The organism is Streptomyces sp. NPDC002602 (assembly GCF_042889445.1).
Taxonomy (GTDB): domain Bacteria; phylum Actinomycetota; class Actinomycetes; order Streptomycetales; family Streptomycetaceae; genus Streptomyces.
The window spans coordinates 334,941-359,720 of the sequence record NZ_JBIAQX010000005.1 but is presented as its reverse complement, the minus strand read 5'-3'; the positions used below and the strand labels follow the sequence as shown (position 1 = coordinate 359,720).

General features: G+C 72.7%; 25 protein-coding genes. 11 read left to right on the top strand and 14 right to left on the bottom strand.

Features of this window, described 5'->3' with window-relative positions:
- Positions 1 to 21 precede the first annotated feature (21 nt).
- Complete coding sequence (locus ACFYW3_RS17835) at positions 22 to 483, bottom strand: MaoC family dehydratase (RefSeq protein ID WP_053679308.1); 462 nt, start codon at positions 481 to 483, stop codon at positions 22 to 24.
- A 106-nt stretch (positions 484 to 589) separates the two neighbouring features.
- Between ACFYW3_RS17835 and soxR the strand changes: the two genes are divergently transcribed.
- Entirely contained in the window at positions 590 to 1,039 is a 450-nt protein-coding gene (gene soxR, locus ACFYW3_RS17830; protein WP_053679310.1) for a redox-sensitive transcriptional activator SoxR, read from the top strand.
- Here the strand turns inward: soxR and ACFYW3_RS17825 are convergent.
- The 4 genes from ACFYW3_RS17825 to ACFYW3_RS17810 form a co-directional block, all read right to left on the bottom strand.
- Positions 1,014 to 1,904 (bottom strand): 3-keto-5-aminohexanoate cleavage protein, encoded by an 891-nt coding sequence (locus ACFYW3_RS17825; protein ID WP_389386709.1) that lies wholly within the window; start codon positions 1,902 to 1,904, stop codon positions 1,014 to 1,016. The two genes, soxR and ACFYW3_RS17825, sit on opposite strands and share 26 nt — an antisense overlap.
- Positions 1,901 to 2,500, bottom strand: a complete 600-nt coding sequence (locus tag ACFYW3_RS17820) for a hypothetical protein (protein ID WP_351751945.1) — start codon at positions 2,498 to 2,500, stop codon at positions 1,901 to 1,903. Before ACFYW3_RS17820 ends, ACFYW3_RS17825 begins: the two co-directional genes overlap by 4 nt.
- A 149-nt stretch (positions 2,501 to 2,649) precedes the next feature.
- Positions 2,650 to 4,128: a serine-threonine protein kinase gene (locus tag ACFYW3_RS17815; RefSeq protein WP_389386708.1), complete on the bottom strand. Its 1,479-nt coding sequence runs from the start codon at positions 4,126 to 4,128 to the stop codon at positions 2,650 to 2,652.
- Positions 4,129 to 4,206: 78 nt separating this feature from the next.
- On the bottom strand, positions 4,207 to 5,463 hold the full coding sequence (locus ACFYW3_RS17810) for an exo-beta-N-acetylmuramidase NamZ domain-containing protein (protein ID WP_389386707.1): 1,257 nt from the start codon (positions 5,461 to 5,463) through the stop codon (positions 4,207 to 4,209).
- Positions 5,464 to 5,587: 124 nt separating this feature from the next.
- Between ACFYW3_RS17810 and ACFYW3_RS17805 the strand changes: the two genes are divergently transcribed.
- The 3 genes from ACFYW3_RS17805 (at position 5,588) to ACFYW3_RS17795 (ending at position 8,857) form a co-directional block, all read left to right on the top strand.
- Positions 5,588 to 6,361 (top strand): SDR family oxidoreductase, encoded by a 774-nt coding sequence (locus ACFYW3_RS17805; protein ID WP_351751951.1) that lies wholly within the window; start codon positions 5,588 to 5,590, stop codon positions 6,359 to 6,361.
- On the top strand, positions 6,358 to 8,181 hold the full coding sequence (locus ACFYW3_RS17800; protein ID WP_389386706.1) for an AMP-binding protein: 1,824 nt from the start codon (positions 6,358 to 6,360) through the stop codon (positions 8,179 to 8,181). Before ACFYW3_RS17805 ends, ACFYW3_RS17800 begins: the two co-directional genes overlap by 4 nt.
- Before the next feature lie 67 nt (positions 8,182 to 8,248).
- A complete protein-coding gene (locus ACFYW3_RS17795; protein ID WP_351751953.1) occupies positions 8,249 to 8,857 on the top strand; it encodes a TetR/AcrR family transcriptional regulator in 609 nt (202 codons plus the stop codon).
- A gap of 114 nt (positions 8,858 to 8,971) precedes the next feature.
- Here the strand turns inward: ACFYW3_RS17795 and ACFYW3_RS17790 are convergent, their stop codons facing one another.
- The 8 genes from ACFYW3_RS17790 to ACFYW3_RS17755 all read right to left on the bottom strand — a co-directional run bounded on the left by ACFYW3_RS17790 (position 8,972) and on the right by ACFYW3_RS17755 (position 15,584).
- Entirely contained in the window at positions 8,972 to 10,171 is a 1,200-nt protein-coding gene (locus ACFYW3_RS17790) for a S8 family serine peptidase (RefSeq protein ID WP_389386705.1), read from the bottom strand.
- A 189-nt stretch (positions 10,172 to 10,360) separates the two neighbouring features.
- Positions 10,361 to 11,590, bottom strand: coding sequence for an acyl-CoA dehydrogenase family protein (locus ACFYW3_RS17785; protein ID WP_389386704.1), 1,230 nt, complete (start codon positions 11,588 to 11,590; stop codon positions 10,361 to 10,363).
- A gap of 11 nt (positions 11,591 to 11,601) precedes the next feature.
- Positions 11,602 to 12,645: a phosphotransferase family protein gene (locus ACFYW3_RS17780; RefSeq protein ID WP_389386703.1), complete on the bottom strand. Its 1,044-nt coding sequence runs from the start codon at positions 12,643 to 12,645 to the stop codon at positions 11,602 to 11,604.
- Positions 12,646 to 12,827: 182 nt separating this feature from the next.
- Entirely contained in the window at positions 12,828 to 13,739 is a 912-nt protein-coding gene (locus ACFYW3_RS17775) for an MBL fold metallo-hydrolase (protein WP_351751959.1), read from the bottom strand.
- Between the two features lie 187 nt (positions 13,740 to 13,926).
- Positions 13,927 to 14,223, bottom strand: a complete 297-nt coding sequence (locus ACFYW3_RS17770; RefSeq protein ID WP_351751961.1) for a hypothetical protein — start codon at positions 14,221 to 14,223, stop codon at positions 13,927 to 13,929.
- Positions 14,224 to 14,328: 105 nt separating this feature from the next.
- Positions 14,329 to 14,658, bottom strand: coding sequence for a DUF202 domain-containing protein (locus tag ACFYW3_RS17765; protein WP_351751962.1), 330 nt, complete (start codon positions 14,656 to 14,658; stop codon positions 14,329 to 14,331).
- Positions 14,655 to 15,053 carry a DUF202 domain-containing protein gene (locus ACFYW3_RS17760; RefSeq protein WP_351751964.1) on the bottom strand — a complete coding sequence of 133 codons (399 nt, stop codon included), beginning with the start codon at positions 15,051 to 15,053 and terminating at the stop codon, positions 14,655 to 14,657. Before ACFYW3_RS17760 ends, ACFYW3_RS17765 begins: the two co-directional genes overlap by 4 nt.
- Positions 15,054 to 15,062: 9 nt before the next feature.
- On the bottom strand, positions 15,063 to 15,584 hold the full coding sequence (locus ACFYW3_RS17755; RefSeq protein WP_351751965.1) for an NUDIX domain-containing protein: 522 nt from the start codon (positions 15,582 to 15,584) through the stop codon (positions 15,063 to 15,065).
- An 84-nt stretch (positions 15,585 to 15,668) separates the two neighbouring features.
- Between ACFYW3_RS17755 and ACFYW3_RS17750 the strand changes: the two genes are divergently transcribed.
- On the top strand, positions 15,669 to 17,324 hold the full coding sequence (locus ACFYW3_RS17750) for an FAD-binding dehydrogenase (RefSeq protein WP_389386702.1): 1,656 nt from the start codon (positions 15,669 to 15,671) through the stop codon (positions 17,322 to 17,324).
- A 145-nt stretch (positions 17,325 to 17,469) separates the two neighbouring features.
- On the opposite strand, the gene ACFYW3_RS17745 is transcribed toward ACFYW3_RS17750, so the two are convergent.
- Positions 17,470 to 17,901, bottom strand: a complete 432-nt coding sequence (locus ACFYW3_RS17745) for an ASCH domain-containing protein (protein WP_351751967.1) — start codon at positions 17,899 to 17,901, stop codon at positions 17,470 to 17,472.
- A gap of 210 nt (positions 17,902 to 18,111) precedes the next feature.
- Here ACFYW3_RS17745 and ACFYW3_RS17740 point away from each other — a divergent pair, with 210 nt between their 5' ends.
- From ACFYW3_RS17740 to ACFYW3_RS17715, 6 genes are all read left to right on the top strand, one after another.
- Positions 18,112 to 19,050: a hypothetical protein gene (locus ACFYW3_RS17740; protein ID WP_389386701.1), complete on the top strand. Its 939-nt coding sequence runs from the start codon at positions 18,112 to 18,114 to the stop codon at positions 19,048 to 19,050.
- A gap of 39 nt (positions 19,051 to 19,089) precedes the next feature.
- Positions 19,090 to 20,634: an APC family permease gene (locus tag ACFYW3_RS17735; RefSeq protein ID WP_389386700.1), complete on the top strand. Its 1,545-nt coding sequence runs from the start codon at positions 19,090 to 19,092 to the stop codon at positions 20,632 to 20,634.
- Between the two features lie 217 nt (positions 20,635 to 20,851).
- Positions 20,852 to 22,291 (top strand): amino acid permease, encoded by a 1,440-nt coding sequence (locus ACFYW3_RS17730; RefSeq protein WP_389386699.1) that lies wholly within the window; start codon positions 20,852 to 20,854, stop codon positions 22,289 to 22,291.
- A gap of 151 nt (positions 22,292 to 22,442) precedes the next feature.
- Entirely contained in the window at positions 22,443 to 23,180 is a 738-nt protein-coding gene (locus ACFYW3_RS17725) for a FadR/GntR family transcriptional regulator (RefSeq protein WP_389386698.1), read from the top strand.
- The gene (locus ACFYW3_RS17720) at positions 23,173 to 24,438 is read left to right on the top strand and encodes a CynX/NimT family MFS transporter (RefSeq protein WP_389386697.1); all 1,266 of its coding nucleotides are present in this window, start codon (positions 23,173 to 23,175) and stop codon (positions 24,436 to 24,438) included. The genes ACFYW3_RS17725 and ACFYW3_RS17720 overlap by 8 nt, the downstream gene beginning before the upstream one ends.
- Before the next feature lie 144 nt (positions 24,439 to 24,582).
- Positions 24,583 to 24,735, top strand: a complete 153-nt coding sequence (locus ACFYW3_RS17715; RefSeq protein WP_351751977.1) for a hypothetical protein — start codon at positions 24,583 to 24,585, stop codon at positions 24,733 to 24,735.
- Positions 24,736 to 24,780 lie beyond the last annotated feature (45 nt).

Genomic DNA, 24,780 nt, shown 5'->3' with positions numbered 1-24,780 from the left:
CCCCGCGCCCCGACCCTCGGCTCAGAAGTAGTACCGGGACACCGACTCCGCGACGCACACCGGCTTGTCGCCGCCCTCGCGCTCGACCGTCACGGTCGCCGCGACCTGTACGCCACCACCCGCCTCGGTGACCTCCGTGATCACGGCCGTGGCGCGCAACCGCGAGCCGACCGGCACCGTGGCCGGGAACCGCACCTTGTTCGTGCCGTAGTTGATGCCCATCCGCATGCCCTCGACCCGCATGATCTGCGGCACCAGGCTCGGCAGCAGCGACAGCGTGAGGTAGCCGTGCGCGATGGTCGTTCCGAAGGGACCGGAGGCCGCCCGCTCGGGATCGACGTGGATCCACTGGTGATCGCCCGTCGCGTCGGCGAAGAGGTCGATCCGCTTCTGATCCACCTCCAGCCACTCGCTCGGGCCGAGCGGGGCGCCGACCCCGGCGCGCAGCTCCTCGGCGGACGTGAAGATCCTCGGTTCGGCCATGCCTTGCCCCTGCCTCTCACTGACCAGCGAATAAGCGCTTGCTCAGCATGCTGGGGTCACATGTATCTGTCAACGGATTCCGGTCCGGCCGACTACGCTCGGCCGAGTGCCGCAGATTCCCGAGAAAGTCCATGAACTCACCGTCGGTCAGCTGTCCGCGCGCAGCGGCGCGGCCGTTTCGGCGCTGCACTTCTACGAGGCCAAGGGCCTGATCAGCAGCCGTCGCACCTCCGGCAACCAGCGCCGCTACACCCGTGACGCACTGCGCCGGGTCGCCTTCGTACGCGCCGCCCAACGCGTGGGAATCCCGCTCGCCAGCATCCGCGAGGCACTGTCCCAACTCCCGGAAGGCCGTACGCCGACCCGCGAGGACTGGGCCGGCCTGTCCGAGGCCTGGCGCGCCGAACTCGACCACCGGATCAAACAACTCGGCCGGTTGCGCGACCACTTGACGGACTGTATCGGCTGCGGCTGTCTGTCCCTGGAGAACTGCGCGCTGTCCAACCCGGACGACGTCTTCGGCGAGCGCCTCACCGGCTCCCGGCTGTCGCTCTAGTCGTTGTAGTCGCTCCGGTCGCTCCGGTCGCTCCGGTCGCTCCGGTCGCTTTGGTCACGCGGGACGTCTCCGCCTCGGCCAAGGCCGCCGTGACCAGCTCGGCATTGGACCGCGCCGGCCGTCCGTCCGGAAGGACGAGCACATCGCCCACGCCGATCCGCGCCCCCGCACCACACCGCGCGGCGAGCCTCAGCACCGGCCAGGCGGCGGCCTCGCGCCCGAACAGCACCACCTCCACGGGCGGCAACCAGCACAACCCCGCCACCAAGGCCGGGTCGGCCTCCGACAGCTCGAGCACGAGGCGGACCCGGCCGTGATCGGGCACTGCCCACGCCAGGAACCGGCCCAACGGTCCGGCCCCGGCCGTGCCGCCCAGCGGAACCACCGCGTCCACCGCCACCCCGCGCTCCAGCAGGGCCAAGCCCAACTCCTCGGCCCCGGGATCCGTGAAACGCACCACGGCGCGGTCCGGCAGCACATCCCAGGAAAGGACCCGTGCCTGCCGCGCGGCGGGATCCGGCTCCGCCGCGACGCACGCCGGCACGGACAGCGGTACGGAGACCCCCGCACCCCGCAGCGCCTCCAGCAGCGGCCCGACCACCCGGGGGGAGAGGCTCTCCCGGCCGCACGGGCTCCGCGGATGCACCAACACCTCACGGGCCCCGGCGGCGACCGAGGCCACCGCAGACCGCGCCAGGTCCTCCGGGGACATCGGTACCGCGGCCCCCTCGGCGGCCTCCCGACCGCCGTTCAACGCGACCTGGAGCGGAATCCGCGCCCCCGCGCTCCCGCTCCCGCCCCCGTCCGAGCCGTCCGAGCCGTTCGGCCCCCGGCCCGTCGTGTCCGTCCCGCTCATCCCGCTCATGCCGCTCCCGCCGACGCCGGGTCCACCGAACCCGCGTCGGCGAGGGCCGGTCTGGGAACCACGATTCCGCAGCCCCCGCACACCGGCCCGTCCCAGGACCAGGCGCCGGCCCACGCCTCGTGGCCCACCCCGATGGGCGGCCAGCTCAGCTCCCGCTCACCACAGATCGGGCACCCCGTGCCCGGCTCCGACTCCAACGCCCGCACCAACCGTCTCAACACCTCACCGAGCGTGCCGTCCGGCCGGATCCCCGGGTCCGCGCACCGCACGACCGCGTCCCCGCTCCCGCCCCACGCCCAGTCCGGCCGGCGCAGTCCGTGGTGCTTCTCACGCCGGCGCCGCTCCGCGAACTGGCGCTCGTACTCCAGCCAGACGGCGCGGGCCTCCTCCAGCTCCTCCAACGCGGCGACCAGCCGCTGCGGATCGGCGCCCCGGTCCTCGGGGGCGATCCCGTGTCGATCGCACAAATGCCACCATGTCGCCCTATGTCCGTAGGGCGCGAATCTCTCCAGACAACGGCGCAGAGAATGACGCCGCAACGCCCGGTCATTGCGTGCATCGCGCACCTGGTAGGCCAGACTTCGAAATCCCGCCATCGCACCTTCACCTCCGCCGCGCCCCGCGCCCACGTCGAGGCGTCGTACTAGTCGAACGTCGTCGTACGTCCCGACGTGCCCAACATGCCCGGCGGAATGTGGGCGCATGCGGGGGCGGTCGAGGCGTGCGGGTGGCACATGGCCGGAACTCAACGCCCCATGCGCCCCGCGGCAACCACGACCCGGGCCAGTTCCTCGTGGCAGATGTCACTGTGCGCCCCCGACGGTGCCCCGCCCCGCCGGACCACGGAGCCCGCGTCCACGCTGACGCAACCCGCCCCCGGCAGCCCGCCGCGCAGCACCGTGTCGAGGCTCAGCCGGGGCGTGTCCGGCACGGCCCGTACCCCGTCGTGCCCGATCGCGCCCCAGCGCTCGTCGAAACCGAGCAGTCCGGCCGAATCCCCGGCCATCCGGGAGGCCAGCGGATAGAACACCTTGAGCGAGGTGTCGTACGGGGAATGGCAGGCGACCACCGGACCGTCCACCCGCCGCTGGAGCCCCCGCAGGGCGCCCCCGCGGTCCCCGTCGTGGGGGAGGCGATCGGTGAAGGCGTAGTGGGAGAAGGCCCCTTGGAGCAGGGTGAGGGACTTCACGTACCGGGATCCGTTCGGCACCGCGCGCAGCGAGAAGGCCGCCACCCGCGCCCCGAAGCTGTGACCGATGAGGTGGATCCGCAGCGCCGGCCGGCGGTGCGCGAGCTCCGCGAGCACCGGCCCCAGCCCGTGTTCGCCGACGACTCCCGCCCGCTTCTTCATCTGATAGTAGGTAGCCTGGCGCAGCACCTCTTTCGCGCCGCTCCACAGGGCGCGCAGCCCGCCGCCGAGTGCCGAATTCGCGCCCCCGTCCCCGTCCCCGCCGCCCCCGCCCCCGCCCTCGACATCGACATCGTCATGCCTCGGCGTCGCGCCCGCCTCCGCGAGCGCGTCGGTGAACGCCCGGCACACCTCCAGGACGTCCCGGGCGAACATGGCCGGCACGTCCAGGGCGGCCGGCGTGGCCACCGCGTCCACTCCGACGAGCTCCCGCAGCAGCGCGCCGAACTCGACGAACGCCGCCGCCGAATCGGGCCGTTCCTCCAGCAGTTCGGCGATCCGGTCCAGCTCCGCGTCGCGGTCCGGCCAGAACTCCCCGAGCGCCCGCCGGGTGACGGGACCCAGTGCCGTGCCGAGACCGGGTTCCGCGAGCGCGCCGGGCGGGTCGAAGTCCGGTATCGGCTCGTCGGAGAACCGGATCGAGGGCCAGACCACCCCCACGTACCCCAGCCGCACCCCTGACCCCACGAGGTTCGGGAACGGGGCGAAGAAGCGGTCGTACAGGCGGGTCGAGGTGGATCGGTCGCTGTTCCAGCCGTGGGCGAAGACCAGCAGATCGGTGGCCTCGATCCGGGCCACGGCCTCCCGGGTGCTCCGATCCACGTCGCCGTCGGCGTCAAAGGTGAGTTCCGCGTACGGCCCGACCCCGACCCCGGCCCCGACCCCCGAGCCGACCCCGACCGCGACCCCAGAGCCGACCGCGACCCCAGAGCCGACCCCGACCCCCGAGCCGGCCCCGACCGCGACGCCCGCCGTGATCGCGCCCCCGCCCCAGCCGCCTTCACCGCTGCCGACCACCCTGTCGACGTCCGCCATGACGCCCCCCTCCACGCCGCCCCGGCGGACCCGGCATTCCGCTGCCGCGTCCGCCCGCCGGCCCCGCGGCCGGCCGGGTCACCGGTAGAGGAGGTACCCCTCCCGCAGGGCCGCGAAGCGCGCCAGCCCGGCCGCCCAGTCGCCCACGATCTCCTCCACGCCGGCGCCCGCGTCCACCAGCGCGCGCACCCGGTCCGATCCCGTCAGCCGGTCGATCCAGTGGTCGGCCCGCCAGCCGAAGCCGCTCCACGTCCGCCGAGCGGTGACCAGCAGCCCGATTCCGGCCCGTACCGGGTCGAAGGCCTCGCGGTCGTGCACGATCAGCCGGACCCCGCCGCACACCTTCCCGGCGTGCTTGGAGAGGGACGGGGTGAAGTACGTCTCCCGGAACCAGACCCCGGGCAGCCCCAGCGCGTTCGCCGCCTCCGCCCACCGCCGGTCGACGCCCTCGGCGCCGACCACCTCGAAGGGGGTCGTCGTACCTCGCCCCTCGGACAGGTTCGTCCCCTCGAACAGGCAGGTGCCGGCGTACGCGAGAGCCGTGTCCGGAGTCGGCATGTTCGGGCTCGGCGGCACCCAGGGCAGCCCTGTCGCCCCGAAGAACGACTCCCGGCGCCATCCCGTCATCCGTACCGTCCTGAGCGCGACGGGCTTGTCCTTCAGGAACTCGCCGTTGAACAGCAGGGCCAGCTCCGCCGCGGTCATCCCGTGCGCGAGTGCGATCGGCTCCCGTCCCACGAAGCTCGCGTACGGCCGCTGGAGGACCGGTCCGGCCGCCCGCACCCCGCCCACCGGATTGGGCCGGTCCAGCACCACCACCGCCTTGCCCGCCAGGGCGGCCGCGCGCATGCAGTCGTAGAGGGTCCAGATGTAGGTGTAGAAGCGCGCCCCGACGTCCTGGATGTCGAAGACCACCGTGTCGACACCGGCCGTCGTGAACACGTCCGCGAGCTGCCGACCGCTCTTGTCGTACGTGTCGTACACGGGCAGCCCCGTCGCCGGATCCCGGCCCGCGCCCTCCGAACCACCCGCCTGAGCGGTGCCCCGGAACCCGTGCTCCGGCCCGAACACCGCCACCAGGTCGACCCGTTCGTCCGCGTGCAGGACATCCACCAGGTGGCGCGCGTCGGCGGTGATCCCGGTCGGGTTGGTGACCACCCCGACCCGCTGCCCGGCCAGCGCCGCGTACCCGTCGGCGGCGAGCTGGTCGCACCCCGTCCGCACCCGCGCGCTCGCGCCGATCGCCTTCGGGGAGGCCGGCGCCGCCGCGCCCAGACTCCCCATGGCCCCCACGGCTCCGGCCAGTCCCAGTACCCCGCGTCGCGACAGCGTCATCCGGACACGCTAGGCCGCAGACCCCTTCCGCCCCGACATACCGACTGGTTAGTCTGCCCCCGATCCGTCCGGATCGGATCGGACCCCGCCCGGGTCCGCCCGCATCCGTCGTCAGCGTCGAAAGGTGATCCACGTGAGCGCGTACCAGGACCAGCGAGTCGTCGTCACCGGAGCCGGCGGCGGCATCGGAGCCGCCCTCGCGCAGCGCTTCGCCGCCGAGGGCGCCACGGTCGTGGTCAACGACCTCGACCCGGTGAAGGCCGCATCCGTCGCCGAGGGGATCGGCGCCCGCGCGATCGCGGTCCCCGGCGACGCCTCGACGATCGTGGACCGGGCCCGCGAGGCCCTCGGCGGGACCGTGGACGTCTACTGTGCCAACGCCGGCCTCGCCTCGGGCGGCGACGCCTTCGTGGACGAAGCCGTCTGGGAAGCGGCATGGGACGTCAACGTCATGGCGCACGTCCGCGCCGCTCGCGCCCTGTTGCCGGAGTGGCTGGAGCGGGGGAGCGGTCGGTTCGTGTCCACCGTCTCCGCCGCCGGACTCCTCACGATGATCGGGGCCGCGCCGTACAGTGTCACCAAGCACGGTGCCCTCGCCTTCGCGGAATGGCTGTCGTTGACCTACCGCCACCGAGGCGTCCAGGTCCACGCCGTCTGCCCGCAGGGGGTTCGCACCGACATGCTGACCGCCGCGGGCTCGGCGGGCGAACTCGTCCTGGCGCCGACCGCGATCGAGCCGGAAGCGGTCGCGAACGCCCTGTTCGACGGCATGGAGAAGGGCCGGTTCTTGATCCTCCCGCACCCCGAGGTGGCCGACTACCACGCCGCCCGGGCCACCGACCCGGACCGCTGGCTGACGAACATGAACCACCTCCAGCAGAAGTGGGAGACGCGATGACCGGGCCCGCCCCCGAGACGCCGTCCGTGCCCGCACCCGCCCCCGAGACGCCGTCCGTGCCCGCACCCGCGCCCGTTCCCGAGCTCGAAACCGTTGCCGACGCGTCGCCCGCGCCCGCCACCGAAGGCGCGACGCCCCGGCCCGTGCGCTATGCCGACAGGCCCTGGCTGGCCCGCCTCAGCGCCGCCCAACGCGCGCCCATCACGCCCCCGGTCAGCGTGCCCGCCGCCTTCCGGGCGGCCGTGGCCCGCGCCCCCGGACGCACCGCCCTCGCCTACTTCGACGGCCGGCTGGACTACGCCGAGGTCGACGCGCTCTCCGACTCGGTCGCCGGCCACCTCGCCGCGCGGGGCGTGGAGCGCGGCGACCGGGTCGCCGTGATGTTGCAGAACACCCCGCACTTCGTGCTCGCCGTGCTGGCCGCCTGGAAGGCCGGCGCGATCGTCGTCCCGCTCAACCCCATGTACAAGTCCGGCGAGGTCGGCCACATCCTGCGCGACTCCGGCGCCGTCGCCCTGGCCTGCGACGCCCGCGCCTGGACCGGGTACCTCCGCGAGGGCGTCCGCGACACCGGCGTCCGCCTCGCGCTCACCGCCCGAGACCGGGACTTCCAGACGCGCGACGACCCACGCGTCCTGGCCCCCGTCCCTGACGCGGACCCGACCCTCGGCCCGTACGAGGACGCGCCGCCCCTGGAGGCCGCCGACCTCACCACCGTGGCCCGCCAGGGCCGGCCCGCCCCGCCCGACCCGCGCTTCACCGCTTCCGACACGGCGCTCATCAGCTACACCTCCGGGACCTCCGGCACCCCCAAGGGCGCCCTCAACCCACACGGGGCCCTCACCCACAACGCGACCCGCCAGGTCACCGGCCACCCCCTCCCCGAGGGCGCGGGCTACTTCGCCCTCGCCCCGCTCTTCCACATCACCGGCCTGGTGTGCGAGCTCGCCGCCTGCTTCGTCAACGCCGGCACCCTCGTCCTCGCCCACCGCTTCGAACCCGGCGCCGTCCTCGACGCCTTCCTCGAACACCGCCCCGCCTACACCGTCGGCCCCGCCACCGCCTTCATGGCCCTGGCGGCCCACCCCGCCGCGACCCCCGAGCACTTCGCCTCGTTCCGGGTGGTCTCCTCCGGCGGCGCCCCGCTCCCGCCGGCCCTGGTCGAGCGGCTGCGCGCCCGCTTCGGCTTCTACCTGCGCAACGGCTACGGGCTCACCGAGTGCACCGCGCCCTGCGCCTCCGTCCCCGTCCACCTCGAAGCCCCCGTGGACCCGGTCTCCGGTACCCTCTCGGTCGGCCTCCCGGGCGCGGACACCCTCGTACGCATCCTCGACGAGCGGGGCGCCGAGGTACCGATCGGCGGGACGGGGGAGATCGCCGTCCGCGGCCCCCAGGTCGTCCCCGGCTACTGGGGGCTGCCCGAGGAGAGCGCGAAGGCCTTCCCGGACGGCGAACTACGCACCGGCGACGTCGGGTTCATGGACGCCGACGGTTGGCTGTACGTCGTCGACCGGAAGAAGGACATGATCAACGCGTCCGGCTTCAAGGTCTGGCCCCGCGAGGTCGAGGACGTGCTGTACACCCATCCCGACGTACGCGAGGCGGCCGTGGTCGGGGTCCCCGACCCGTACCGGGGGGAAAGCGTGAAGGCCTACGTGAGCCTGCGCCCCGGCGCCCGCGTCGAGCCCGCCGAGCTGTCCGCGTACTGCGCCGAGCGCATCGCCGCGTACAAGTACCCGAGGCAGGTGGAGATCCTGCCTGTCCTTCCCAAGACGAGCAGTGGCAAGATCCTGCGACGGGAACTGCGCGAACGCGGCTGAAAACAGTCGGACGGACGCACGACGTCGCCCCGCAACGGGCGAGGGATCAGGAAGGAAGGCGAGAGCCATGGCCGCCAAGACCACCACGGAGTCCGAGGGCACCGGCGACGCGCCGGTGCCGCAGCGACTGCTGGCCGTCGCCACCCGGCTGTTCGCCGAACGCGGCTACGACCGCACCTCCGTACAGGAGATCGTCGAGGCGGCCGGGGTCACCAAGGGCGCGCTCTACCACTACTTCGGTTCCAAGGACGACCTGCTGCACGAGGTGTACGCGCGGATGCTGCGCCTCCAGCAGCAGCGACTGGACGCGGTGGCCGGTTCCGACGCGCCCGTGGAGGAGCGACTGCGCGCCGCCGCCGCCGACGTGGTGGTCACCACCATCGAGAACCTCGACGACGCGATGATCTTCTTCCGGTCGATGCACCAGCTCAGTCCCGAGAAGTTCAAGCAGGTGCGGGCCGAGCGCCGGCGCTATCACGAGCGCTTCCGGGCACTGGTCGAGGAGGGGCAGCGCACCGGGGTGTTCTCCACCGCCACACCCGCGGACCTGGTGGTGGACTACCACTTCGGCTCCGTGCACCACCTGTCCACCTGGTACCGGGAGGACGGCCCGCTCACGCCCCAGCAGGTCGCCGATCACCTCGCCGACCTGCTGCTGCGCGCGCTGCGCCCCTGAGACGGGCGGACCCGGCCGGCGGGAGGACCTCGCACGACGAACCGGCCCGCCCCCCGAGCCGCCCCTGGAGGGGGCGGTCGAGGGGCGGACCGGTTCAGGTCTGCCGGTCACCCGTTACGGGGACACCTTGAGCAGCTTGTTCGCGGTACCCGCCGACGGGTTGGTCACCGCGTCCGCGGTGGCCGCACCGGTCAGCGCGGTGGCCACCTCGGCCGGCGTCGCCGACGAGTGTCCCGACAGGTAGACGGCCGCGGCACCGACCACGTGCGGGGTGGCCATGGAGGTGCCGGAGATCGTCTTGGTGCCGCTGTCACTGTCGTTCCAGTCGGACGTGATGTCCGAGCCCGGCGCGTACAGGTCCACCACGGAACCGAAGTTGGAGAAGTCCGACTGCGCGTCGTCGATGGTGCTCGACGCCACGGTGATCGCCTCCGGGACACGGGCGGGGGAGCCCTGCCCGGCGTCCGTCGACTCGTTGCCCGCCGCGACGGCGAACGTGACGCCCGAGGCGATCGAGCGCTTCACCGCCTCGTCGAGCGCCTCGTCCGCACCGCCGCCGAGGCTCATGTTGGCCACGGACGGACCCTTGTGGTTCTTGGTGACCCAGTCGATGCCCGCGACGACCTGTTCCGTGGAACCGGAACCGTTGTCGTCGAGCACCCGCACCGCGACCAGCTTCGCCTTCTTGGCGACACCGTGCTCCGTACCGGCGATGGTGCCGGCCACGTGCGTACCGTGACCGTTGCCGTCGTCGGCGCTGTCGTCGTTGTCCACCGCGTCGAAGCCGTGCGTGGCGCGGCCGCCGAAGTCCTTGTGGCTGACGCGTATGCCCGTGTCGATGACGTACGCGGTCACCCCCTCACCGGCGGTGTCGGGGTAGTCGTACTTCTTGTCTCCCGCCGTCTTGGCCTGGTCGATCCGGTCGAGCCCCCATGAAGGCGGGTTGTCCTGCGTGGCGTTGATGTGGAACTTCTTGTTCTGCACGACCTTGCCGACGGCGGGATCCGCCGCGAGCCGCTTGGCCTCGGTCTCGCTGAGGCCGGAGGCCGAGAAACCGTTGACCCCGGAGGTGTAGGTGCGTTGCAGTTCGCCGCCGTACTTGTCGGCGAGCTGTCCCTTGTCCGCGGCCTCGTCGAGAATGACCACGTAACTTCCGCTGATCGCGCCGGGCGCGCCCAGTCCGTAGACCGTGCCCTCGGCCGGTGTCGCGGCCCCCGCGAAGGGGGTCGCGAGCAGGGTCACGGCTGCCGCTGTCGCGGCTCCCGTGGCGACTGCCGCGTACCGGAAACCGCGCGAACGCTTGTGAGTTGCCATGTGGAGGGTTCTCCTCGTGTTGACGTGTGGGGCGTCAAACCTTCTGGAGAACCCTGTTCCGATTGACAGGCGCAAATCAAGATCGCACCCGCCTTCAGGGCTTATTCAACAAGGTTTCTCAATAGGCCCCCCGCATCGCCTTCACCGTGCACACATGTTCGTCAGAACTCCCGCACGAACACGTCACGTTCACGTCCGCCCCGCGTACTTCCTCAACTCCCGCTGGGCCAGGGAGCGCTGATGGACCTCGTCCGGACCGTCCGCCAACCGCAGCGTCCGCGCGGCCGCCCACAACTCGGCCAACGGGAAGTCCTGGCTGACCCCGCCCGCGCCGTGCAGTTGCACCGCCTGGTCGAGGATCCCCACGACCGCCCTCGGCGTCGCGATCTTGATGGCCTGGATCTCGGTGTGCGCGCCCCGGTTGCCGACCGTGTCCATCAGCCAGGCCGTCTTCAACACCAGCAGCCGCAACTGCTCGACGGTGACCCGGGCGTCCGCGATCCAGTTCTGCACGACGCCCTGCGAGGCCAGCTCCTTGCCGAAGGCGGTGCGTCCGCTCGCGCGCTCGCACATCAACTCGATGGCCCGCTCCGCCATCCCGATCAGCCGCATGCAGTGGTGGATCCGCCCCGGACCGAGCCGGGCCTGGGCGATGGCGAACCCCGAACCCTCCTCGCCGATCAGGTTCGCGGCCGGGACCCGCGCTCCGTGGAAGACCACCTCCGCGTGACCGCCGTGGTCGTGGTCGGCGTACCCGTACACCGTCATGGCGCGGCGGACCTCCACGCCCGGGGTGTCGCGCGGGACCAGGATCATCGACTGCTGGCGGCGGGGGTCGGCGCCGTCGGGGTCGGTCTTGCCCATGACGATGAAGATCTTGCAGTCCGGGTTCATGGCGCCGGAGATGTACCACTTGCGGCCCGTGACCACGTACTCGTCGCCGCCGGCGGAACGCTCGATGCGGGTCTCGATGTTCGTGGCGTCCGAGGAGGCCACGTCGGGCTCGGTCATGGCGAACGCCGAACGGATCTCCCCGTCCAGCAGCGGTTCCAGCCAGCGCTTGCGCTGCTCCTCGTCGGCGAACTGGGCGAGCAGTTCCATGTTCCCGGTGTCCGGGGCGGCGCAGTTCGTCGCCATCGGCGCCAGGTGCGGGCTGCGGCCGGTGATCTCGGCGAGCGGGGCGTACTGGAGGTTGGTCAGCCCGGCGCCGTACCGCTCGCCGGGGAAGAAGAGGTTCCACAGGCCTTGGCGACGCGCCTCGGCCTTCAGTTCACCGAAGACGGCCGGGGTGTCCCAGGGCGAGGCCAGCCGCGCGCGCTGCTCGGCGGCGACGGCCTCCGCCGGGTACACGTACTCCTCCATGAACGCGTGCAGCCGTTGGCGGAGTTCCTCGGTCCGGGAGTCGAATGCGAAGTCCATGCGGGGGTTCCTCAGCCTTCCTGGAGGGTGTGCAGACCGTGCTCGATGAAGACCGGGACCAGCTCGCCGATCCGGTCGAAGCCCGCTCCGACGGTCTGTCCGAGCGTGAAGCGGTAGTGGATGCCTTCGAGGATCACCGCGAGCTTGAACCAGGCGAAGGCGGTGTACCAGGCGATCGCGGAGGTGTCCCGACCCGAACGGGAGGCGTACCGCTCGACCAGTTCCGCGGGGGAGGGGTGGCCGGGCGCCCCGCTGGTCGTGCTGACGGGGGAGGCGGTCAGGCCCAGGTCCGAGCTGTACATCACCAGCAGCCCGAGGTCGGTCAGCGGATCGCCGAGCGTGGACATCTCCCAGTCCAGCACCGCCCGGATCGTGTCGTCCGGACCGCCGATCAGGACGTTGTCGAGCCGGAAGTCGCCGTGCACCACGGTGGGGGCGGGGGAGTCGGGCAGGGACCGGCCGAGCGCGCCGTGCAGTTCGTCGATGCCGGCGAGTTCCCGGCCGCGGGAGGCCGCGAGCTGCTTGCCCCACCGGCGCAACTGCCGGTCGAGGAAGCCCGCGGGGCGGCCGAAGTCACCCAGCCCCACGGCGTCCGGGTCCACGGCGTGCAGGTCGACGAGGGTGTCCACCAGGCCGAGCACGGCCCGTCGGGTGCGGTCGGGGCCGAGGGCGGACAACTGCTCGGCCGTCCGGTAGGGGACCCCGTCCACGTGCTCCATCACGTAGAACGGCGCACCCAGCACCGACTCGTCCTCGCACAGGAGCACCGGCTCGGGCACCGGTACGGCCGTGCCGTGCAGGGCCGCGATGACGCGGTACTCGCGCCGCATGTCGTGGGCGGTCGCCAGCACGTGGCCGAGCGGCGGCCGGCGCACCACCCAGCGGGCGGACCCGTCGGTGACCGCGTACGTGAGGTTCGAGCGGCCTCCCTCGATGAGGCGGCCGGTGAGCGGCCCGGCCACGAGGCCGGGGAGCGCGGCGTCGAGACGGCCGCGCAGCCGCTCCGGATCGAGGCCCGGCGGGCCGGTCGGGGTCGGTTCTGGCGCTGGGGTCATGGTGCGCACCTCCGTACGGGATGGACGGTGACGGAACGGACGAGAGTCATCATGCCGACCAGTCGGTATGCCGTCCAGAGGGTACGCCGAAACAAGCCCCGACACGCCGGGGCGCGTCGGGGCGGGGGCGAGCCGCGTCGGGGCGGGGGGTGAGCCGCGTCGGGGCGGCCGGCCCGCTCGGATCAGGCGTGGCAGAGGATCGGGGTGCCGCCGTTCATCACCGTCATGTCCCGGAGCACGGCCACGATGTCCAGCGGGGCGCCCTCGGGCTCCCCGGACAGTTCCGCGTACGCCCGGTGCAGGTTCGCCACCAGCCGCTCGCTCTCCCGCCAGGCCGCGAACTCGCCCTGATCGGCCCCGAGCGCGGTCTCCAGCGGGGTCAGCCCCTTCGCGCGTCCCTCCAGCGCGAGTTCGGCGACGTGGCGCAGGTACCGTTCGGTGGCCTCGTACGCCGAGGGGTCGGTCAGCGGCCCGTGCCCCGGGACGACGGTCTCCGCGTCGAGGGAGCGCAGCAGTTCCATGGCCCGCAACGAGCCGGAGAGCGAGCCCATCGCGAGGAACGGCGTGCCGCCCGAGAAGACCAGATCGCCGGTGAACACCACCCGCTGCCCCGGCAGCCACACGAGCGAGTCCCCGGTGGTGTGGGCGACGCCCGGGTGGATGACCCGTACCTCGATGTCGCCCACGTGCAGGGTCGTCCGGTCGTTGTACGTGAGGTCGGGAGGGATGATCTCGACGTCCCCGAAGTCGGTCGTCGGCCAGATCATCTCCAACTGGTGCCCGGCGGCGAGCTGCTCGGCCCGCGCGTTCTCGTGCCCGAGGATCAGCGCCTCCGGGGCGAAGACCTCGTTGCCGTAGGTGTGGTCGCCGTGGTGGTGGGTGTTCACGACCGTGCGCGGCATCGGGACCCCGGTCGCGGCGACGGCATCCCGCAGGGCCAGGGCCCGGCGTCGGGTGGCCGCGGTGTCGACGAGGAGGGTCCGGCCGCCGTCGCTCACGAAGCCGGCGTTGTTCAGGCACCAGCCCCCGTCCGGTTGGACGTAGGCGTGCACGCCGGCGGCGGGCTGGACGAGGTACGGCTCTTCGACGGTCATCTGCGTGCTCCCCGGGTCGCGTTGACAGGCGCTGGGCATCCTGCCGGCCGCGGCGGTGCGCGGGGAGGGCGGGGCGGGGGAGACGGGCCGACGACGGACCCGCCCCCGCCCGGGACTCGGGTCGGGGGCGGGGGGACCGGCGGTCGCCCGGCGGCGGTGTGGGGAGACGGGCCGCGGAACGCGTCGGTCAGTGGTCGTCGTAGTGGCCGTCGTGCTCGGCGTGCCGGTGCCCGTCGTGCAGGTAGTCGACGTGGTTGCCGTGCCGGACGCTCGGGTGCCCGCAGTCCGCGCCGTGCGCGTGCGGGTGGGCCTCGTGGGTGGTGTGCTCGTCCGTCTCGCACTCGTCCCAGTGACCGGAGTGCTCCCGGTGCAGATGGCCGTCGTGCGCGTAGTCGACGTGATCGCCGTGCTCGACCTCGGTGTGACCGCAGCCGGGGCCGTGCGCGTGCGCGTGCGTGGGGTGCTCGTGGTGCAGGGTCGTCATGGCGCCGAGGCTAGTGCGGATCATCCCCGATCGCCCCTTTTATGCCGCTTGTGTCCCTCGCGTGTCCGCGCGGGAGCGCACCGGGCCGATCATCCCTTCGTCGGTTCAGAGGATCACCGCCACCGCGAAGGCCGCCAGCGCCAGCGTGCACAGTGCCGCCCCCACCGCCGCACGCGGCGCCAACGGCGCCGGACGGTGCGCCGCCAACGCGCGGATCCGTCGGTGCGCCACCCCCAGGAACACCAGCCACAACAGCGCGATCACCGCCACCCCGGCCACCTCCACCGGGGATCCGGATCCGCGCAGCGCCTGGCGCAGCGCCAGGACCGCCGTCACCGAGCACGCCAGCGTCGTACGCCGCCACGCGAGCCGGGTCCGCTCCGGCTGGAGCCCGGCGTCGCGGCCCCCGGCCGGGCCCGGACCCGGGCCGCTCACCGCGGTGCCGTCCAGCCCAACAGCACGATCGCCATCATCACCACGGCCACCAGCCCGACCCCCAGGCTGAGCACGACCGGGAAACGAGACAGCGGCAGGTCCTCGCCCCGCCGCATCGCCCGCTCGCACCGCGCCCAGTGGTTCACCGCCCGCAGGGCGCAGGCCGCGCCCACCGCGAGGAGCGCGAGGGCCATCCCGACCCGTACGCCCCACCGCAGGTCCGGCAGGAACTGGTCCACCGCGAACCCGCCGCCCACCAGCGCCAGAGCGGTGCGGATCCAGGCCAGGAAGGTCCGCTCGTTGGCGAGCGAGAACCGGTAGTCGGGGGTCTCGCCCTCGTCCCTCAGCCTCTCGGGTGCGAACCAGAGGCGCACGTCCTTGACGAAGTCGATCACCTGATCAATCTACTGGCGGGACTCCCGGTGCGCGCGCAGCCGCCGGTACGCCTCCAGTCCGTCCGGCACCCACGACCAGCCGCCGTCAGCCACCCGCTCCGCCAGTTCCTCCTCGGACAGCCAGGTGTGCCAGGCCACCTCCGACTCCTGCGGACGTACCGGCGCCTCGCACCGCACCTCGTGCACGTACGACCACCATGCCCCGCCCGGACCCTCGTACAGGAACTTGAACAGCGGCGTCGGCTGCGCCAACGAGGTCACCCCCAACTCCTCCCCGGCCTCGCGCAGCGCCGCGTGCGGATAGCTCTCCCCGGTGCCCAGCACCCCGCCCACGAACATGTCGTGGTGGGAGGGGAACACCAGCTTCGAGTCGGTCCTGCGGTGCACGAAGATCCGCCCCCGCTCATCCCTGACCTGCACGAACACGCACCGGTGGAGGAGCCCCCGGGCGTACACCTCCCCGCGCGGGGCGCGGCCCGTCACCCGGTCGTCCCGGTCCACCACGTCCAGTACTTCATCGGAGGCACTCACGGTTTCGTCCCTTCTTCGCTGTTGACTGGTTACCGCTCCGTAGCAAAGGATCTGCCCCACCACCGACCGGAGGACGGGCAGCGCATGACGTACGACGCAGACGTGATCGTGATCGGAGCGGGGCTCGCGGGCCTCGTCGCCACCGCCGAGCTCGTCGACGCGGGCCGCAAGGTCATCCTGCTGGACCAGGAGCCGGAGCAGTCCATCGGAGGGCAGGCGCACTGGTCCTTCGGCGGCCTCTTCTTCGTCGACTCGCCCGAGCAGCGCCGGATGCGGATCAAGGACCACCGCGACCTCGCCCTCCAGGACTGGCACGGCACGGCCAGCTTCGACCGGGAGGAGGACGCCTGGCCGCGCCGCTGGGCCGAGGCCTACGTCGACTTCGCGGCCGGCGAGAAGCGGCCCTGGCTGCACGCCCAGGGGGTCCGCTTCTTCCCCGTCGTCGGCTGGGCGGAACGCGGCGGCTACGACGCCAACGGCCACGGCAACTCCGTCCCCCGCTTCCACATCACCTGGGGCACCGGCCCCGGCCTGGTCGAGCCCTTCGAGCGGCGGGTCCGCGCCGGCGTCGCCCGCGGTCTGGTCCGGTTGGCGTTCCGCCACAAGGTCACCGGGCTCTCCCGCACCGGCGGGGTCCTGGACACCGTCACGGGCGAGATCCTGGAACCCTCCGACGCGGTACGGGGCGCCGCGAGCGGCCGCGAGAGCGTCGGCGAGTTCTCCCTGCGGGCCCAGGCGGTCATCGTCACCAGCGGTGGGATCGGCGGCAACCACGACCTCGTGCGCAAGCAGTGGCCGGCCCGCCTCGGCACCCCTCCCGAGCGGCTGCTGTCCGGGGTGCCGGCGCACGTGGACGGTCTGATGCTCGGCATCGCCGAGGACGCGGGCGCCCGCCACATCAACAAGGACCGGATGTGGCACTACACCGAGGGCATCGGGAACTGGGACCCCATCTGGAACAAGCACGGCATCCGCATCCTGCCCGGGCCGTCCTCGCTGTGGCTGGACGCGACGGGCAGGCGGCTCCCCGTACCGCTCTTCCCCGGCTTCGACACGCTCGGCACCCTCGACCACATCATGAGGACGGGGCACGACCACACCTGGTTCGTCCTCAACCAGCGCATCATCGGCAAGGAGTTCGGCCTCTCCGGATCCGAACAGAACCCCGACCTGACCGGCAAGTCCATCCGCCAGGTCATCGACCGCGCCCGACAGGCCGTGCCCGGCCCGGTCAAGGCCTTCATGGACAACGGCGCCGACTTCGTGGTCGAGCGCGACCTGGCCGCCCTGGTGCGCGGCATGAACGCCGTGACCGGACAGGACCTGCTCGACGAGGCGACCGTGCGCCGCGAGGTCGTGGCCCGGGACCGCGAGATCCTCAATCCGTTCACCAAGGACCTCCAGGTGATGTCCCTCCACGGGGCGCGCAAGTACCTCGGCGACAAACTGATCCGCACCGCGGCCCCGCACCGGATCCTGGACCCCAAGGCGGGCCCGCTGGTCGCCGTCCGGCTCTCCATCCTGACCCGCAAGTCCCTCGGAGGCCTGGAGACCGACCTCTCCTCCCGCGTCCTGGGCGCCTCCGGCGATCCGCTTCCCGGCGTGTACGCGGCCGGCGAGGCCGCCGGGTTCGGCGGCGGCGGGGTGCACGGCTACCGCGCCCTGGAGGGCACCTTCCTCGGCGGCTGCATCTTCTCCGGCCGCGCGGCGGGCCGCGCCGCCGCCGCGGCGGTGAGCTGACCGGGACGCGGCGGTGAGCTGACCGGGACGCGGCGGTGAGTCGACCGGGGCGAGGCGGCGAGTCGACCGGGACGGCGGGACCACCGTCGGGCGGGCCGATCGGCCGACCCGCCCGACGGACCCGGGCAGGCGTGAAAGGGCCGCCCTACGCCGTCGGCAACAACTCCAGCACCCGGAATCGCTCCAACACCACACGGGTGTCGTCGTCCACCGTGAACCCCGGGTCGCCGATCGCCTCCCGGATCGGCGCGCTGTGCCAGAAATCCTCGTGCGAGGAGCGCCATTCGGCCACCGTCGCGTACCCCTCGCCCTCGTCCAGCGCGTGCCCCAGGTCCACCTCGGCGAGGGCCACCACCCGCACCTCGGTCACCTCCACCAACGCGACCGGGCGCTCCAGCGAATCCACCAACACCGAGCGGTCGCCCGGCACCGGCAACGGTTCCCCCTCGGCCTCGTACTCGGGCAGCAGCCCGGTGGTCGTGGTCTTCGCCCCGCTGAGCACCGCGGCCACCAGACTGTCCCGCAGCGGCCCCGGGAAGCCCAGGAGGTACGGAGGGAGATCGTCGTACGTCGTCATGCGTCCCACCCTATGCACGGCGCCGCCGACCCCCGAACCGGAACGGTCCCCTCAACTCCACGCGCCGTCAAACCAGTTGAAACCCGCCACCCGCCGGCTCGGACCTTGACGCGGAGCTGTGCGTACCGCTTTGCTGTGCGTGATCATCCGGCAACGCACCGGTCCGATCCCTTCACCCACCCGCTCCCGTGTCCTGGAGGGAACCCGCGGATGTCCCCTCCGCCGCCCCTCGGCCGCGCCCGCAAACGGGACGCCCAACTCTTCGACCCCGCGCTCTGTGACGCCGAACTCGTGGAAGTACGAAGCCAGTTCGGTCAGGGTCGATGGGCCAAGGCGCGCACCCTCCTGGTCGACACCGCCGACGACTGGGACCGCCGGGGCCACCGCGTCGTCGTCCTCGCCGAGACCCCGACGGCCACCGCCTGGGCCCGCGAATGGCTGCTCGCCGAACCCCACAGCGCGGACGCGGCCACCCTCCTCGCCTGCGCCACCGTCTTCACCGCCCTGCGCCGCAAAGGGACACCCGAGGCGGCGGAGGAATCCTGCCGACGCGCGGCCGCGCTGCTCCCCGCCGACCCCACCCCCTGGCTGGGGCTGCTCCTGCTCACCCGTGCCTTCGGCACCGAAGAGGAGTTCAGCCGCCACTTCGACCAGGTCCGGGCCCGCCACCGGGAGCACCACCACGCCCACCACCTGATGGTCGCCCAGCTCGCCGAGCGCACGCCCGGCGGCGGCCTCGACCCGCTCCACGAGGTGTACGACTTCGCCGCCTGGGCGGCCGAGGAGTCCCCGGCCGACTCCCCGCTCGCCGTGCTCCCCGTCATCGCCCACGCGGAGCGCTACCGGGTGCTCGCCGCCCACGGCGGACCCGACGGGGCCGTCTCCCACTGGTCCGGCCGCCGCGCCCGCCAAGTGCTGCGCTCCGCCTTCGACTGGTGGCTCGAATGGGAGCGGGACGACCACCCCCGCAACCGCGTGGACCTCAACTTCCTCGCCCACGCCAAGCTCGCCGAGGGGCGCTCCGCCGAGGCCGCCGCCCTCTTCCACCGGATCGGCCGCCACGCGACCCCCGCGCCCTGGTCGTATCCGGACCTCGATCCGCACAAGGCGTTCCTCGCCGCGCGCAGTGCGGCGCTGGGCACCGCTTAGCAGCACGACCCCAGTCCCCACCCCCGAAAGGACGCCACCATGGCGACGGGCAGATCCGCCACGCTCACCGACCCCGCCGAGATACGCACGTACAAGGGGCAGGACCGGGCCCTGCGCGCCGGCCGCCTCGGCACCGCCGGCCTGCTGCTCTCCGTGCTCGCCGCCAGCGCCCCCCTGATGGTGGTCGCCGGTGTCATGCCCACCATCTTCGGCGTCATGGGCATCGTCGGTCAGCCGCTGCTGTTCGTCGTGCTCGGCGCCGTCCTCGCGCTGTTCAGCATCGGCTACGCCGAGATGAGCCGACACGTCCACAACGCCGGCGCCTTCTACGCCTACATCGCGCGCGGCCTCGGCCCCACCGCCGGCGCCTCCGCCTCCTTCGTCGCCCTCATCGCCTACAGCGCCATGCAGGTCGGCGTCTTCGGCATCCTCGGCTTCGAGATCTCCGGCCTCTTCGCCACCTACCTCGAGGTCGAACTCGCCTGGTGGATACCGGCCCTGATCGCGGTCGCGGCCACCGGCGCGCTCGGCTGGCTCAAGATCGACCTCAACGCCAAGGTGCTCGGCGTCCTGCTCCTCATCGAATGCGCGCTCGTCGTCGTCTTCGACGTCGCCGCCCTCGGCAAGCCGGGCCCCGAAGGCCTCTCGCTGCACGCCTTCAACCCCGAGACCCTCACGGGCGCCGGCCTCGGCACCGCCCTGTGCTTCTGCATCGCCGCCTTCGTCGGCTTCGAGCAGTCCCCGGTCTACGCCGAGGAGACCAGCAAGCCGCACATCGTCGTCTCCCGGGTGATGTTCCTCGCCGTCGGGTTCGGCGCGCTGTTCTTCGCCTTCAGCGCGTGGGCGCTCACCGTCGCCACCGGACCCGCCGACGTCGTCAAGACCGCCGCCGCCGCAGGCCCCGGCCTGCTCTTCGAGCTCACCGGGAGCCGCCTGGGCGCCGGCTTCACCGACGTCCTGCACGTCCTCTTCGTCACCGGCATGTTCGCGGCGATGCTCAGCTTCCACAACGTGGTCGCCCGCTACGCCTTCGCCATGGGCCGCGAGGGACTCCTCCCGGCCGCCTTCGGCCGCACCAACGCCGGCACCGGCGCCCCCGGCACCGGCTCGCTCCTGCAGACCGCCATCGCCGCGGTCGTGGTCCTCGCCTTCGCCGTCACCGACGACGGGCCCGCCGGCGACCCCACGGCCCCCGTGCTGCACCTGTTCACCTGGATGGGCAGCGTGGGCGCCCTCGGTGTGACGCTCCTCATGGCCGCCGCCTCCTTCGCCGTGATCGCCTTCTTCGTCCGCCGCGGCACCGCCGGCGCCCAGGTCTGGCGGCTCGTCGCGGCCGGCGCGGCCGGTCTGGCGCTCCTGTTCATCGCCGTCTACACGGTCAAGGACTTCGCCGTCCTCGTCGGCGCCGAGGACGGTTCCGTGCTCACCTGGGTGCTGCCCGGCATCATCGCACTGGCCGCCGCGGGCGGCCTCGCGCACGGGCTGGTGCTCAAGTCCCGACGCCCCGACGCGCACGCCCGGATCGGTCTGGGCAACGAGGCGTTCCGGCTCGACCAGGCCGCGGACCCCACCCCCGGGGACTGATCTCGCCGCCACGCAATCGAGCTCCGAAGAGGCCCCCGACACCCCTTTCCAAGGTCGTCGGGGGCTTCCGCGCACATGGACCGGGTTTTGGCGGGTAGCGGAGCCTCATGGTCTCCTGGGGCGACCACACACGGACCGCGGCGCCGGAGACACCACAGAACGTTCCCGCGCGGCGGTTCTGACCTGCCTGTCCCACCCACGAAGGCGAAGTCAGTACATGAGTGACCGCACCTTGGCCGAGGCTCCCGCCACGGCGCCCTCCCCGCATGTCGACGCCGGTGACGAGGGCTACAGCAAGGACCTCAAGTCCCGCCACATCAACATGATCGCCATCGGCGGGGCGATAGGCACCGGCCTGTTCCTCGGTGCGGGTGGCCGGCTCGCCGGCGCCGGGCCCTCCCTCGCGATCGCCTACGCGGTGTGCGGAGTCTTCGCCTTCTTCGTGGTGCGCGCCCTCGGCGAGCTCGTCCTGTACCGCCCTTCCTCCGGCGCCTTCGTCTCGTACGCGCGTGAGTTCATGGGGGAGAAGGGCGCCTACACCGCGGGCTGGCTCTACTTCCTCAACTGGTCCACGACCACCGTCGCCGACATCACCGCCGCCGCGACCTACGCGCACTTCTGGGCGATGTTCACCGACGTCCCCCAGTGGGTCCTCGCCTTCGTCGCCCTCGCCGTCGTCCTCACCGCGAACCTGATCTCGGTGAAGTACTTCGGCGAGATGGAGTTCTGGTTCTCCCTGGTCAAGGTCGCCGCCCTGACGATCTTCCTGCTCGTCGGCATCTACCTCGTCGCCACCAGCCACGAGATCGACGGCCACACCCCGGGTCTGTCCTCGATCACCGACAACGGCGGCCTGTTCCCCGTCGGCATGCTCCCGATGCTCCTGGTGATCCAGGGCGTCGTCTTCGCGTACGCCTCCGTCGAGCTGTGCGGCGTCGCCGCCGGCGAGACCGAGAACCCCGAGAAGATCATGCCGAAGGCGATCAACTCGATCATGTGGCGCGTGGGCATCTTCTACGTCGGCTCGGTCGTCCTGCTCGCCCTGCTGCTCCCCTACACCTCGTACTCCGAGGGTCAGAGCCCCTTCGTCACGGTCTTCGACAAGCTCGGCATCCCCGGCGCCGCGGGCATCATGAACCTGGTCGTGCTGACCGCCGCCCTCTCCAGCCTGAACTCCGGCCTCTATTCCACCGGCCGGATCCTGCGCTCCATGGCGATGTCCGGCTCCGCGCCGAAGTTCACCGGCGTCATGAACAAGGGCAAGGTCCCCTACGGCGGCGTCCTGTTCACCGCGGCCTTCGGCGTCGCGGGCGTCGGTCTGAACTACTTCATGCCCAAGGACGCCTTCGAGATCGTCCTGAACTTCGCCTCGCTCGGCATCCTGGGCACGTGGGCCATGGTCATGCTCTGCTCGCTGCATTTCTGGCGCCGCTCCCGGCAGGGCCGCGTGGAGCGCCCCGCCTACCGACTTCCCTGGGCCCCCTACACCCAGATCGTCACCCTCGTCTTCCTCGCCACCGTCCTGGTCCTGATGTGGTCCGACGGCGGCGTGGGCCGCACCACGGTCATGTTCGTGCCCGTCATCGGCGCGGCCCTGGTCGGCGGCTGGTTCCTGGTCCGCCGCCGCGTGGCGGAGATCGCCGCCGCCCGCGGCTGACCCGCCCGACCCGCCCGCGAGGCCCCCCGCACCGGAGTTCCGACCCGGCGCGGGGGGCCCGCGTGCTTCCCGGGGCCAACAACGGCCGACTTGCTTCCTCAAACATGGGATGTTCCCATGTTCCCAGCCACGGAATCGAGAGGACCGGACCATGCCGCTGCGCAGCACCCCCCGCGCCACCCTCGTCGACCAGGTCATCGCGCAGTTGGAGACCCTGATCGCCGACGGCGAGTGGCCGGTCGGGACCCGGATCCCCGCCGAGCCCGTACTGATCGAACAGCTCGGCGTCGGCCGCAACACCGTCCGCGAGGCCGTCCGCGCCCTCGTCCACACCGGACTCCTCGAACCCCTGCGCGGCGACGGCACCTACGTCCGCGCCAGCAGCGACTTCGGAGCGGCCGTCCAGCGCCGCCTGCGCCGCTCCGGCGAACTGGAGGCCTACGAGGTCCGCTCCGCGCTGGAACGCGACGCCGTCCGCCACGCCGCGCTCCGCCGCACCCCCGAGGATGTCGCCGCCCTGCGCGAGGCCATGGCGGAGCGCACCCGAGGCTGGGAGAGCGGCGACATGGACGCCTTCGTCGACGCGGACCTCGCCTTCCACCGCGCCGTCGTCGCCGCCGCCCACAACAGCGTGCTGACCGACCTCTACGAGCACTTCGGCAGCGCGCTGCGGGCCGGCGTCCACTCCGTCGTCAGCGCCCCGGTCCCCGATTCCGTACGCCACCAGCTCGACGCCCACCAGGCGATCGCCGACGCCATCGAGGCCCGGGACCCCGACGCCGCGGAAGCGGCGGTCTCCGCCCACCTCGCCGAAGGCGTGGCCGCCCTGACCGGGCGGCCGGACGCGCGGCCGGACGCGCGGCACACCTCAGGAGCACCACGTGATTGACAGCGCCACCACCCGCACCGGTCGACCCGCGGCCCCCGCACCCCCGCCGCCGGGACCCGGGACCCCGCCGGGCATCGGAGGCCGCAGGGCCTTCCTCCTCGCCGCCGGGGTCGTCCTGCTGGCGCTCAACCTGCGCCCCGCGCTGGTCGCCGTCTCACCCCTCGCCGACACCATCCGGGTGGACAGCGGGATGTCGGCCGCCTCCGTCAGCCTGCTCACCGCGCTCCCGTTGCTCTGCTTCGGCCTGCTCGCGCCCCTCGCCCCCCGCATCGGCCGCCGCCTCGGCACGGAACGCGCCCTCCTCGCCACCATGGCCCTGGTCTGCGCGGGCACGGCCCTGCGCACGCTCGACGGCGTGGCCGCCCTGTTCGCCGGCACGGTCGTCATCGGCGCGGGCATAGCCGTCGCCAACGTCCTGCTCCCCGGACTGATCAAGCGCGACTTCCCCACCCGCACCGGCCTGATGACCGGCCTGTACTCCATGTCCCTCTTCGGCGGCGCCGCCCTCGCCGCCGGCGTCACCCTGCCCGTCCGGCAGGCCGGCGACATGACCTGGCGGACCACCCTCGCCTGCTGGGGCGCGCTCGCCCTGGTCGCGCTCCTCGTCTGGCTCCCGCAGACCCGCTCCCGCACCCGGACCGCCGCGGCCACCGCCCGCGCCGCGGCCCATCCCGTACGCGGCCTGTGGCGCTCCCCGCTCGCCTGGCAGGTCACCGCCTACATGGGACTGCAGTCCCTCGGCTACTACGCGGCCGCCGCCTGGCTGCCCACCCTGCTCACGGACGCCGGGACGAGCCCCGCCAACGCCGGGTGGATGCTCTCCTTCTCCTCGCTGCTCGGCATCACGGGTTCCTTCCTCGCACCGGTCGTCGCCGGCCGCAGGATCGGTACGGGAACCCTCGCCGCCCTCGGCGCCGTCCTGTGCGCCCTCGGCTTCACCGGGCTCCTCGTCGCCCCGGTCGCCGGCGCGTACCTCTGGATGGTCCTGCTCGGCCTCGGCCAGGGCGTGGCGATCAGCCTCGCGCTCCTGTTCATCCTGCACCGCGCGCCCGACGCCCGGCACACCGCGCAGCTCTCCAGCATGGCCCAGTGCCTCGGCTACACCCTGGCCGCCACCGGCCCCGCCGTCCTGGGCGCGATCCACGACGCCTCCCACACCTGGACGCTCCCGCTGATCGTGCTCCTGGTCCTGCTGATCCCGCAGGTCGCCGCGGGCCTCGGCGCCTCCCGCCCCCTGCACGTGGCCGGCCGCCCCTGAACGGGACTCGGGCGACCCCGCCGGACACCACGGCGGTAGCGTGCTCCCATGACGCGATGGCTACCGGCGCCCCCTCCACGGGACGAGCAACCCCCTTTGTCCGCGCTGGAGATCACAGAGACCGAATGCAGCAGGTGCGGGACCTTGATCGCGGGGCTCAACGGCCGGTACGCCTGCCCGCTCTGCGGTTGGGTGAACGACCACGCGGACAGCGACGCCGCCCTGCCCACGGCCGAGGACGACTCGGACCACCCCGCGAAGCGTCGTCGAAGGACCCAGCGACCGCGCGGGGCCTAGGCCGCACGGAGTGGCCGGTGCCGTGGGCGCGAAACCCGGGCCGCC